The sequence below is a fragment of the Streptomyces sp. NPDC001220 genome (genome assembly GCF_053597895.1).
Window position 1 is genome coordinate 43,682 of sequence record NZ_JBSFJE010000017.1, and the last position, 12,245, is coordinate 55,926.

General features: G+C 68.4%; 10 protein-coding genes. 9 read left to right on the forward strand and 1 reads right to left on the reverse strand.

What is annotated here, in order from left to right; all coding sequences use genetic code 11:
• The first annotated feature begins 5 nt into the window (after window positions 1–5).
• The 9 genes from ACWDGI_RS34280 (at window position 6) to ACWDGI_RS34320 (ending at window position 10,997) form a co-directional block, all read left to right on the forward strand.
• The gene (locus tag ACWDGI_RS34280) at window positions 6–797 is read left to right on the forward strand and encodes an enhanced serine sensitivity protein SseB (protein WP_450765824.1); all 792 of its coding nucleotides are present in this window, start codon (window positions 6–8) and stop codon (window positions 795–797) included.
• A 191-nt stretch (window positions 798–988) separates the two neighbouring features.
• Window positions 989–1,786 carry an enhanced serine sensitivity protein SseB C-terminal domain-containing protein gene (locus ACWDGI_RS34285; protein ID WP_450765825.1) on the forward strand — a complete coding sequence of 266 codons (798 nt, stop codon included), beginning with the start codon at window positions 989–991 and terminating at the stop codon, window positions 1,784–1,786.
• A 425-nt stretch (window positions 1,787–2,211) separates the two neighbouring features.
• Window positions 2,212–3,219: an ABC transporter permease gene (locus ACWDGI_RS34290; RefSeq protein ID WP_450765827.1), complete on the forward strand. Its 1,008-nt coding sequence runs from the start codon at window positions 2,212–2,214 to the stop codon at window positions 3,217–3,219.
• 68 nt (window positions 3,220–3,287) lie between these two features.
• A complete protein-coding gene (locus tag ACWDGI_RS34295) occupies window positions 3,288–5,081 on the forward strand; it encodes an ABC transporter substrate-binding protein (protein ID WP_450765829.1) in 1,794 nt (597 codons plus the stop codon).
• Between the two features lie 111 nt (window positions 5,082–5,192).
• A complete protein-coding gene (locus ACWDGI_RS34300; RefSeq protein WP_450765831.1) occupies window positions 5,193–6,191 on the forward strand; it encodes an ABC transporter permease in 999 nt (332 codons plus the stop codon).
• A complete protein-coding gene (locus tag ACWDGI_RS34305) occupies window positions 6,188–7,285 on the forward strand; it encodes an ABC transporter ATP-binding protein (protein ID WP_450765833.1) in 1,098 nt (365 codons plus the stop codon). Before ACWDGI_RS34300 ends, ACWDGI_RS34305 begins: the two co-directional genes overlap by 4 nt.
• Window positions 7,286–7,299: 14 nt before the next feature.
• Window positions 7,300–8,715 carry a dipeptide ABC transporter ATP-binding protein gene (locus tag ACWDGI_RS34310; RefSeq protein ID WP_450765835.1) on the forward strand — a complete coding sequence of 472 codons (1,416 nt, stop codon included), beginning with the start codon at window positions 7,300–7,302 and terminating at the stop codon, window positions 8,713–8,715.
• A 183-nt stretch (window positions 8,716–8,898) separates the two neighbouring features.
• Entirely contained in the window at window positions 8,899–10,290 is a 1,392-nt protein-coding gene (locus ACWDGI_RS34315; protein WP_450765837.1) for a M1 family metallopeptidase, read from the forward strand.
• A 47-nt stretch (window positions 10,291–10,337) separates the two neighbouring features.
• A complete protein-coding gene (locus tag ACWDGI_RS34320; RefSeq protein ID WP_450765839.1) occupies window positions 10,338–10,997 on the forward strand; it encodes a trimeric intracellular cation channel family protein in 660 nt (219 codons plus the stop codon).
• Here the strand turns inward: ACWDGI_RS34320 and ACWDGI_RS34325 are convergent.
• Window positions 10,906–12,135 (reverse strand): alpha/beta hydrolase, encoded by a 1,230-nt coding sequence (locus ACWDGI_RS34325; RefSeq protein ID WP_450765841.1) that lies wholly within the window; start codon window positions 12,133–12,135, stop codon window positions 10,906–10,908. The two genes, ACWDGI_RS34320 and ACWDGI_RS34325, sit on opposite strands and share 92 nt — an antisense overlap.
• Window positions 12,136–12,245: the final 110 nt, after the last annotated feature.

Sequence of the window (12,245 nt, forward strand, 5' to 3'; positions counted from 1 at the left end):
GGCAGATGGACTATCCGGCGGACGTCCCCGCGGACTTCCCGGCACAGGCGCACCCCCACCCGCACGGCGGTTGGCCCGGCAACGAGCTGGAGGAGGTCCTGTCGGCCTCCCTCGGCGTCCCCGCGGCCGCGGGCCGGCTCATCGAGGTACTGGGCCGCAGTTTCCTGTGGATCCCGTTGCCGGAGGGCGGCGGCCCGCACAGCGGCCCGCTGGATCTGCCCACCACGGAGATCGAGGGCCGGGTGTACGTCCCGGTCTTCAGCTCCGAGGAGCAGTTCCGCCAGGTGGTCGGCTCCCATCTGTCGTACACGATCGCCCCGGCCGTCGAGTTCGCCCGCGGTCTGCCCCCGCAGGTCGGCATCGCCGTGAACCCCGGGGGAGTGGTGGGTGTCCCGCTGCCGCCGGAGGCGGTCGCCGAGCTGTGCCGTTCCGGCCGCAGCGAACTGGACGGCCCCGCCTCGGGCGGCCGGGTCCGGCTCTTCGAACCCGACTGGCAGGACGACCCGATGGACTTCCTGGCCGCGGCCTCCGCCGAGTTCGCGGAGACCGGCGTGGTCGCCACGGCCCGCCGCTGCCTGGCCGTGGTCGAGACGGCGGACCCCGTCATGTTCGTGGGCGTCGAACTCTCCCAGTGGGAGGGGGACATCAGGGCGCTGCCCCTGGAGGCGCTGGGCAGGGCCCTCGGCCGGGTCCCGGTGAAGTGGCCGGTGAACCTGGTCCTGCTCGACGTGGCGGACGACCCGGTGGGCCACTGGATGCGGGAGAACGTCCGGCCCTTCTACCAGTACGGCCACTAGGGACGCCCTGAGGGCAGCCGACCAGGGGCGCGGGGCGGTGCCGAGCTGCGGCTCCGCCGCGCGGCGCGACCGGCCACCGGCCGGGCCCAGCCGCCGACGGACCATCGGCCTCCACCCCCTCGGCGCTTAAGCTGTCTCCAAACGCGGGGCGACCTCCAACGCGGGGCAACTCAATGAAGGGGCGGTAACACGTGAGCGCCAGCGGCACCGCGGCGACCGGACAGGTCGAGCACATGCTGCGCCAGGTAACCCCCGGGCGCTACGACGCCTACGAGGCACTCCTCCGCGCCCTCGCCACGCCCTCCTCAGGCCAGATCTGGATGCTGCTCTGGCACGGCCAGGGCGGCTCCCCCGACGCCCAGTACGGGAACATGGAGGTCGACGGCCACGGTTACGCCCCCTGCGTGACCTCGGCCCAGGAACTGTCGGCGAGCGGCTGGAACCGTTCGTACGAGGTGGTCGACGGCCTCGACGTGGCCCGCACGCTCTATCCCGACCACTTCGGGCTGTGGCTCAACCCGCACGCCCCGGGCGGTGGTGTAGGCATCCCCTGGCTGGATCTGCGCCGGATCGCCACCGGCCTGGACCGCCAGCCCGCGGGACCGCTGCGGCTCGCCGAACCGGCCATCGAGATCCCGCAGTTCTATGCGCTCCTGTCGCAGAACGCCCACCGTACGGCCGCGGTCCGCTCACTGCGGCGCGCCTGGGTGCAGCCGGCGCTCGGGGCGCCGTATCTCGCGATCGGGCTCGACGTGTACGACACGTCGCCGCCGGCCGTGGACTCGGTGCGGGCGATGATGCAGCAGTCCATCGGGGCGGTGCCGGACGGGCTGCCGGTGTCGACGGTCGCCATGACCGACGAGTACGACCCGGTGGTGCTGTGGATGCGGGCGACCGCCCAGCCGTTCTACAACCGCGAGGCCCACGCGGCCCTGCCACCGGCACCGGCCGCGGGGTACGGCTATCCGCCGGCCCCCGGCGGCTACTGAGAGCACCGCTCCTGGGGAACTTCCGCAGGCCGCGGCCGTGTCGAATGCCTCTGTTGTCTTTTTTTGGGACGGGAGCAGGCTCGCCGCATGCTGTGATCTGGGTCACGCGACACTCGGCGATCCTGGGCGCGGAAGTGCGCCCGCGGCCGGGTCTCCGCGTGTAGACCAGGGGATTTGACCCGATGATATGACCTCTTGTCAGGCTTGCCCCTGTCCGACAGGTGTTACCCGTCGTTCGGATAACGAAACTTCATGCTCGTATCACGGTTGCGCATCCATTCACCGCCAACTCTGGTAACCGGTCGCCGCAGCATTGAAGACTCGCGCTCCAAGGGGTGTTCATCCCTGACCAGGAGAGAGCGATCATGCCGCTACCAGCGGCAAGTGCAAGCCGGCTACAGCCGGTTGAGAGGGGTCCCTGCCAGATGACGGCACCATTGCACGAGCCGACCGCGGAAGCGGCCCCGAGCGCGGCCGAAGAAGCGGCGGTTGTCACCGCCGGCGACAAGGCCGTGCAGGGGCGCTCCCTGGGCCGGATCGCCTGGGAGCGCCTCAAGCGCGACAAACTCGCCCTCTCGGGCGGCGTCGTCGTGCTCCTCCTCATCCTGGTCGCCGTTCTCGCCCCAGTGATCGCCAACCTGATCGGGCAGGATCCGGACACCTTCCACGAGGGCCTGATCGACCCTCTGTTCGGCACCCCCAAGGGGTCGTTGGGCGGCATCAGCGGCGACCACCTGCTGGGCGTCGAGCCCGTCAACGGCCGCGACATCTTCGCGCGGATCCTCTACGGCTCCCGGATCTCGCTCCTTGTCGGCTTCCTGTCCGCGATCGTCGCCGTCGTGCTCGGCACCGTCCTCGGCATCCTGGCCGGCTTCTTCGGCGGCTGGGTCGACTCGGCGATCAGCCGCGTCATGGACGGTCTGCTGGCCTTCCCGCAGCTGCTCTTCATCATCGCGCTGGTCTCCGTGATGCCGAACGAGATGCTGGGCCTGAGCGGGTCCAGCGTGCGTGTGTTCGTGATGATCCTGGTCATCGGCTTCTTCGGCTGGCCGTACATCGGACGCGTGGTGCGCGGACAGACCCTCTCGATGCGTGAGCGCGAGTACGTCGAGGCCGCCCGATCGCTGGGCGCCGGGCGCTTCTACATCCTGTTCAAAGAACTGCTGCCCAACCTGGTCGCGCCGATCATCGTCTACACGACGATGATGATCCCCACCAACATCCTCACCGAGGCGGCACTCAGCTTCCTGGGTGTGGGCGTCAAGCCGCCCACGTCCTCCTGGGGGCAGATGCTCTCCACCGCGATCGACTACTACGACTCGGACCCCATGTACATGGTCGTCCCCGGCGTGGCGATCTTCATCACCGTTCTGGCCTTCAACCTCTTCGGCGACGGCGTGCGGGACGCGCTGGACCCGAAGGGCTCCCGCTGAACCGCCTTACCTAAGCGTCCCGTGCCATCTACACGGGGTCTCTCATCAAATCCGGAGGATCCGAGATCGTGACTACCCAACGCACCACAGGGCGGCGTAAGCAGGCGCTGGCCGCTGCTGCCGCGGTCGCCGGCATGCTGGCCTTGGCGGCGTGCGGCGGCAGCGGCAGCGACGACGGCGGTTCGAAGAACGGCGCCGCCGGCTTCGACGCGGCGAACAACAAGGTCGCCCAGGCCTCGCTGGTCAAGAAGGGCGGCGAGCTGAAGTTCGTCTCCGCTCAGGACGCCGACTTCTGGGACACCACGCGCGGTTACTACGGCTTCATGTGGGACTTCTCGCGTTACTACAGCCGTCAGCTGCTCACCTACAAGACCGAGCCGGGCGCCGCGGGCGCCGAGCTCACGCCCGACCTCGCCACCGACGAGGGCCAGGTCTCGGCCGACGGCAAGACGTACACCTTCCACCTGCGGGACGGGAGCACCTGGGAGGATGGCAAGGCCATCACCTCCCAGGACATCAAGTACGGCATCGAGCGGGTCTGGGCGCAGGACGTGCTGTCCGGCGGTCCGATCTACCTCCAGCAGATGCTCGACCCCAAGGGCACCTACAAGGGTCCGTACAAGGACACCTCGAAGGACAAGCTCGGCCTGAAGGCGATCTCCACGCCCGACGCCAAGACGATCGTCTTCCACCTGCCCAAGCCGAACTCGGACTTCAAGCAGGTCCTCGCCATGGTCACGGCGTCCCCGGTCCGCCAGGACAAGGACACCAAGGCGAAGTACACGCTGCACCCCTTCTCCTCGGGTCCGTACAAGTTCGAGTCGTACAGCCCCGGCAAGAAGCTGGTGCTGGTCCGCAACACCAGCTGGAAGGCGTCGTCGGACCCGGTGCGCAAGGCGTACCCGGACAAGATCTCGCTGACGATCTCGTCCAACCAGTCCGACATGGACCAGCGCCTGATCAACGGCGACTACGACATCGACGCCGGCCAGACGGGCCTGGGCCCGCAGGGCCGCACCATCGCCCTGAAGCAGCACAAGGGCAACCTGGACAACCCCGTCTCCGGCTTCATCCGTTACGCGGTCTTCCCGCAGAACGTCAAGCCGTTCGACAACATCGACTGCCGCAAGGCCGTCATCTACGCGGCCGACCACGTGTCGCTGCAGACCGCGCGCGGTGGCCCGATCGCCGGTGGTGACATCGGCACCAACATGCTCCCGCCGTCGATCGCCGGTGGCGAGGGTCAGAAGTACGACCCGTACAAGATCGCCGGTGCCAACAAGAACGGCAACGACGACCTGGCCAAGCAGTCGCTGAAGGCCTGCGGTCAGCCGAACGGCTTCAAGACCACCATCGCCGTCCGCAACAACAAGCAGCAGGAGGTGGCCACGGCCACGTCCCTGCAGGAGGCGCTGAAGAAGGTCGGCATCCAGGCCGACATCTACCAGTACGACGGTGCGCAGAGCTCCGGCATCATCGGCTCCCCCTCGAATGTCGCGAAGAAGAAGCTCGGCATCATCATCATGGGCTGGGGTCCGGACTTCCCGACCGTCCAGGGCTACGGCATCCCGCTGTGGAGCAGCAACTACATCCTGCAGAGCGGTAACAACAACTTCGGCATGATCAAGGACAAGTCGATCGACGGGCTGTTCGACAAGTACACCACCACGCTGGACGACGCGAAGAAGACGCAGATCGCCACCGAGATCAACCACAAGGTCAGCGACGGTGCGTACTACCTGCCCTTCACCTTCGAGCGGCTCCTGAACTGGCGCTCCTCGCGTATCGCCAACGTCTACACGACGAACGCGTACAGCGGCTACTACGACTTCGTCAACATCGGTCTGAAGTCCACGAAGTAATCCCGGCACACCCGCCGCACGGCACGAAAGGCAGGTGAAGGCCGGCGCGGCGGGACCGCGGGCCACCGGAAGACCTCCGGCGGCCCGCGGTCCCGCGGCGGGCCGTTAGCTGTGCTCGCTTACCTCATCAGGCGGCTGTTCGCCGCCGCAGTGATGCTGGTGGTCATCATCCTGGTGGTCTTCTGCATCTTCTTCCTCGTCCCCAAGTGGGCGGGCGTCGACATCGCCACGAGCTTCGTGGGCAAGCAGGCCGACCCTCACGCCGTCGCGGCGGTGCGGGAGAAGCTGGGTCTGAGCGACCCGATCTTCGTGCAGGTCTGGCACTTCTTCAAGGGCATTTTCGTGGGCCGCACCTACGCGGCCGGCGGTGATGTCACCCACTGTGCCGCGCCTTGCTTCGGCTACTCCTTCCGCAGCGAGCAGGCCGTCTGGCCGGTGCTGACCGACCGCTTCCCGGTGACCCTGGGTCTCGCCCTCGGTGCCGCCGTGCTGTGGCTGGTCTTCGGCGTCGCGGCGGGTGTGCTCTCCGCGCTCAAGCGGGGCACCATCTGGGACCGGACGGCCATGGTGGTCGCGCTCGGCGGTGTGTCCCTGCCCATCTACTTCACAGGTCTGCTCTCGCTGGCGGTCTTCAGTTACGGACTGAACTGGATCAACGGCCAGTACGTGCCCCTGGACCAGAGCTTCTCCGGCTGGCTCGGCGGCATGATCCTGCCCTGGGTCACCCTTGCCTTCCTCTACGCCGCCATGTACGCCCGCATCACCCGCGCCACCATGCTGGAGATCCTCGGCGAGGACTACATCCGCACGGCACGCGCGAAGGGCCTCACGGAACAGGTCGTCATCGGCAAGCACGCCATGCGCTCCACGATGACGCCGATCCTGACCATGCTCGGTATGGACCTCGGTGCTCTCATCGGCGGCGCCATCCTGACCGAGACGACGTTCAGCTTGCCCGGCCTCGGCCAGGCGGTGCTGACCGCCATCAAGAACCAGGACCTGCCCATCATCCTGGGCGTCACCCTGATCACTTCTCTCGCGGTGCTGATCGCCAACCTCGTGGTGGACATCCTGTACGCCGTGATCGACCCCCGAGTGAGGCTCTCATGACGGAACTGAGCAAGAGCGGAGCGGCCGTGGGTGAACCCACGAGCACGTCCCCCGCCCCGACGTCCTTCCTGGAAGTGCGCGACCTGAAGGTGCACTTCCCGACCGACGACGGTCTGGTCAAGTCCGTGGACGGGCTCAGCTTCACGCTGGAGAAGGGCAAGACCCTCGGCATCGTGGGCGAGTCCGGCTCCGGCAAGTCGGTGACCTCGCTCGGCATCATGGGCCTGCACACCGCCGGCCAGTACGGCAAGCGCAAGGCGCAGATCTCCGGCGAGATCTGGCTGGACGGCACCGAGCTGCTCTCCGCCGACCCCGACCAGGTGCGCAAGCTGCGCGGCCGGGACATGGCGATGATCTTCCAGGACCCGCTGTCCGCGCTGCACCCGTACTACACGATCGGCCAGCAGATCGTGGAGGCGTACCGGATCCACCACGACGTCACCAAGAAGGCCGCGAAGAAGCGCGCGGTCGAGATGCTCGACCGGGTGGGCATCCCGCAGCCGGACAAGCGCGTCGACAGCTACCCGCACGAGTTCTCCGGCGGTATGCGCCAGCGCGCGATGATCGCGATGTCGCTGGTGAACAACCCCGAGCTGCTCATCGCGGACGAGCCGACGACGGCCCTGGACGTGACCGTCCAGGCGCAGATCCTCGACCTGATCCGGGACCTGCAGACGGAGTTCGGTTCCGCGGTCATCATCATCACCCACGACCTGGGCGTCGTCGCCGAGCTCGCCGACGACATCCTGGTGATGTACGGCGGCCGCTGCATCGAGCGGGGCCCGGCCGAGAAGGTGTTCTACGAGCCCCGCCACCCCTACACCTGGGGCCTGCTCGGCTCGATGCCGCGGCTCGACCGCGAGCAGCAGGAGCGCCTGATCCCGGTCAAGGGCTCCCCGCCCTCCCTGATCAACGTCCCGTCCGGCTGCGCCTTCAACCCGCGCTGCCCGTACGCCGACGTCCCGAAGGACAACGTCACCCGCACGGTCCGCCCCGAGCTGACCGAGGTCGGCAGTCAGCACTGGGCCGCCTGCCACATGACGCAGGAGCAGCGGGAGCGGATCTGGACCGAAGAGATTGCGCCGAAGCTGTGAGCGAGGACAAAGCGGTGACCATCCCTGCGCAGAGCGAAGGTGCCACCCTCACCAAGGACGCCGCCCCCGGCGAGACCCTGCTGAAGGTGACCGGGCTCCAGAAGCACTTCCCGATCAAGAAGGGCCTGCTCCAGCGGCAGGTCGGCGCCGTGCACGCGGTCGACGGCCTCGACTTCGAGGTCAGGGCCGGTGAGACGCTGGGCGTGGTGGGCGAGTCGGGCTGCGGCAAGTCGACGATGGGCCGGCTGATCACCCGGCTGCTTGAGCCGACCGGCGGCAAGGTCGAGTTCGAGGGCAAGGACATCACGCACCTCGGGGTGGGCGGCATGCGTCCGCTGCGCCGCGACGTTCAGATGATCTTCCAGGACCCGTACTCCTCGCTGAACCCGCGCCACACCATCGGCACGATCGTCGGCGCCCCCTTCAAGCTGCAGGGCGTCACGCCCCCGGGCGGCATCAAGGCGGAGGTCCAGCGGCTGCTGTCGGTCGTGGGCCTCAACCCCGAGCACTACAACCGCTACCCGCACGAGTTCTCCGGCGGTCAGCGCCAGCGCATCGGCATCGCCCGCGCGCTCGCCCTGAAGCCGAAGCTGGTCGTGGCGGACGAGCCGGTCTCGGCGCTGGACGTGTCGATCCAGGCGCAGGTCGTCAACCTGCTGGACGACCTCCAGCAGGAGCTCGGCCTGACGTACGTGATCATCGCGCACGACCTCTCGGTCGTCCGGCACGTCTCGGACCGGATCGCGGTGATGTACCTCGGCAAGATCGTGGAGCTGGCCGACCGCGAGTCGCTGTACAAGGCGCCGATGCACCCGTACACCAAGGCGCTCATGTCGGCGGTGCCGATCCCGGACCCGCGGCGCAAGAACGCCAAGAGCGACCGCATCCTGCTCCAGGGTGACGTGCCCTCGCCGATCTCGCCGCCGAGCGGCTGCCGCTTCCACACCCGGTGCTGGAAGGCGACGGAGATCTGCAAGACGACCGAGCCGAAGCTCGTCGAGCTGAAGCCGGGTCAGCAGGTCGCCTGCCACCACCCGGAGAGCTTCGCCGACCAGGCTCCGCAGGACACCGTTCTGCTGACGGTCGCCAAGGAGGCGGCCGAGCTGGTCGCGGCCGAGGTGCTCGCGGAGTCCGCGGAGACGTCTGCGGCGGTGGCGGCGGAGGTCGCCGAAGCCGCGGCTCCGGCGGAGGCCGAGAGCGCGGAGCCGGCCGAGGCCGAGGGTCAGGAGCCTGCGGAGGCCGAGAGCGCGGAGTCGGCCGAGGCTGAGGACCAGGAGTCGGCCGAGGCCGAGGCTGAGGGCCAGGAGCCGGCCGAAGCCGAGGGCCAGGAGTCGGCGCAGGCCGAGGCCGAGGGTCAGGAGCCCGCGGAGGCCGAGGGCCAGGAGTCGGCCGAGGCCGAGAACGAGGAGCCGACCGACAAGCAGAACTGATCGCTTGTCGAAGTGCGACGCGGAAGTACCGGCAGGGGCCACCCCTGCCGGTACTTTCATGAGCGCCAGGAGTCAACCGGCCGGTGACGCATGACAAGTTGGCAAAGTCATGCACATGACCGTACGAGAGTATGCAGAGTCGTCCGTGTCCGATCATCGGCACACGCTCGAGAGGGACGACTCATGAAACTCTCCCGTTCGGCACGTTTAGGGGCCCTCGCGACAGCGGCGGCCTCTTTCCTTGTCATAGCCGCCTCCCCCGCCCCCACCCAGGGCGCCCCCGGCATCGGCGACCCCTACTTCCCCGAGCTGGGCAACGGCGGCTTCGACGCCCGCCACTACGACCTCGACGTGGCGTACAACCCGGACACCGACCGTCTCGACGGCCGTACGACGCTCACCGCGCACGCCACCCAGAACCTCTCCTCCCTCGATCTCGACCTCCAGAAGCTGGAGGTCACACGGGTCGAAGTGAACGGCAGACGCGCCCAGTTCGCGCGCGCCGGCGACGAGATCACCATCACGCCGAGGACCCCGCTGTCCAAGGGCCGCGACTTCACCGTCTCCGTCACCTACGGCGGCGTCCCCGAAGCCCTCAGCGGCCCCATCGTCTTCGGCTCCGACTACGGCTGGATGAAGACCGCCGACGGCGTCTTCGTCGCCTGCGAGCCCAACGCCGCCTCCACCTGGTTCCCGTCCAGCGACCACCCCTCCGACAAGGCCACCTACGACATCCGGATCAAGGCCCCGAAGGGCCTGACCGGCGTCTCCAACGGCCGGCTGGTCTCGACGTACGACAAGGGCGCCTCGACGTACACGCACTGGCGCGAGAGCCGGCCCATGGCGACCTACCTCGCCACCGCCACCATCGGGAAGTTCGACGTGCGGACGGGGAAGACGCCCTCCGGCATCCCGATCTACGTCGCCATCGACCCGGTCCTCGCGAACAGCAACAGCGTCGACGTGTACGCCGTGACCGCCGCCGCCACCGACTACTGGTCGCAGCTCTTCGGGCCGTACCCCTTCGAGGAGACCGGCGCCATCGTCGACGACATGCCGGAGGCCGGGTTCTCGCTGGAGGTGCAGAGCAAGCCGGCCTACTCGGCGGTGCGCAACGAGACGACGATCGTGCACGAGCTGGCCCACCAGTGGTTCGGCGACTCGGTGAGCGTGGCGCAGTGGAAGGACATCTGGCTCAACGAGGGCTTCGCCACCTACGCCCAGTGGCTGTGGGCGGAGCACCAGGGCACCCGCTCGGCCCACGACTCCTTCCTGGCCGGCTACAACTCCCGCGCCGCGGACAACCCCTTCTGGGGGACCGTCGTCGCCGACCCGCAGCGCGACACCATGTTCGCCTCCGCCGTCTACCAGCGCGGCGCGATGACCCTCCAGATGCTGCGCGAGCGGATCGGGGACACCGCGTTCTTCAAGCTGCTGCCCGCCTGGACGAAGCTGCACCGGTACGGCAACGCCGACACCGCCGACTTCATCCGGCTCGCGGAGAAGGTCTCCGGGCAGCAGCTCGACGACCTCTTCCGGACCTGGCTGTTCACCCCAGGGAAACCCGCCCTGTGAGCCTGGCTTTGTAAGGTTCATGCACCCTGACAGGTCACAATGTCAGGGTGCAGCTCCAGCAACTCTTCACTCCCTCCGTCCAGCACACGCTCGATGTCATCGGCATCTTCGTGTTCGCGATCTCCGGCGCGCTGCTGGCCGTCCGCAAGAACTTCGACGTCTTCGGCATCGCCGTGCTCGCCGAGGTCACCGCGCTGGGCGGAGGGATCTTCCGGGACGTGATCATCGGGGCGGTGCCCCCGGCCGCCTTCACGGACCTGGGGTACTTCATCACCCCCCTGCTCACGGCGCTCGTGGTGTTCTTCCTGCATCCGCACGTCGAGCGCATCCAGTCGTCGGTGCTGGTCTTCGACGCGGCAGGCCTCGGCCTGTTCTGCGTGACCGGCACCACGAAGGCGTACTCCTACGGCCTCAACCTGACCGCCTCGGTCGCCCTGGGGCTCGCCACCGCGGTCGGCGGCGGTGTGCTCCGGGACGTGCTCGCCAACGAGGTTCCCTCGCTGCTGCGCTGGGACCGCGACCTGTACGCCGTCCCGGCGATCGTCGGGGCGACCATGGTGGCGGTGTGCATCCGTTACGACGCGCTGACCCCGTTCACCAGCGGGCTCGCGGTCGTCACCGCTTTCGTGCTGCGCCTGCTCGCGATGCGGTTCCACTGGCGAGCGCCGCGTGCGTGGAACCGCCGGACGACGGTTCGCGAGGAGTAGTACCGGCCCTGACGTGGCTCTGGCCCATGTCGACCGTCAGCCACTCGAAGACGGCCGGGACCTGGGGCCGCCACAGCGCCATGTTGTGACCGCCCGCGCTGCGCGGCAGGAACACCACATGCACGGTGGTCGGCGCCTTGGCGATCTGTTCGAGCGCCACTCCGGCCTGGTAGCCGTCGCCGGACTCGCCGGAGACGTAGAGGGCGATCCGGGGCGGGGCGGCCGCCTTCCGGAGCAGCAGGTAGGGATTGTTCCGCTCGCGCAGGGTCACGCTCTGCGCGGCGAGTGAATTGCGTTCGCCGATCGGGTCGTTGTAGCCCGACAGGCTGATCGCGGCCCGGTAGCGGTCCGGGTGGGCCACGGCCAGCTTGACCGCGCAGTGCGCGCCCGCCGAGTACCCGGCGACCGCCCAGTTCGCCGGGGCCGCGGCGGCGCGGAAGTTGTCGGTCACCATCTTCGGCACGTCGATGCTGAGCCAGCTGTCGGCGTTCACGGTGCCCGGGATGTTGGCGCAGCCGGTGTCCACGCCGGCCAGCAGGTTGGTGCGCGGGGCGACGAGGATGAAGGGCGCGACCCTGCCGCTCCGCATCAGCGGCAGCAACTGCTCGTGCACCTTCAGCGAACCGAACCAGGCCTTGGCCGAGCCGGGATAGCCCGGCAGCAGCTCCACGACCGGGAACCGGTGGTAGCGGTACTCCGGTTCGTCGTACTGGGGCGGCAGCCAGACGTAGACCTCGGCGTTGACGCCCGAGACCCGGCCCTTGAGCTGGGTGACCCGGACCCCGCCGGCCGCGCGCATGGCCGGCCCCTCGGACGCCGTGAAGCTCTGCCTCACCTTGGGCAGCCGTTTCAGAGCTATGCCGCCGGTACCGTCCTGGCCGAGATTGGCGGCCTGCTGGACGTGGTTGCCGGTGCCGAGCAGGTCGGCCCAGTTGTCGTACAGGTCGTTCTGGTTGTTGACCAGCACGAAGATCAGCGTCACCGCGGTGGCCTGCGCGAACAGCAGCATCAGGACCCGGGCCGCGGTGCGCACGGCCTGGGGCCCGCGCATCCTCGACCACAGCACGAGCGGGAGTATGAGGGCGACCACGGACAGGACGATGGTCGTGTAGAGGAACGGAGTCCCGGTGAGGCTCATGACCCCATAGAGGGGAATTCCGGGCTCCGGGTTACGGACGTGTCCGGACACTTACCTAGAAATTGCCGGAACCTCACCCGGCGGACGGATCCCTTACGGTTGGCCCGCTG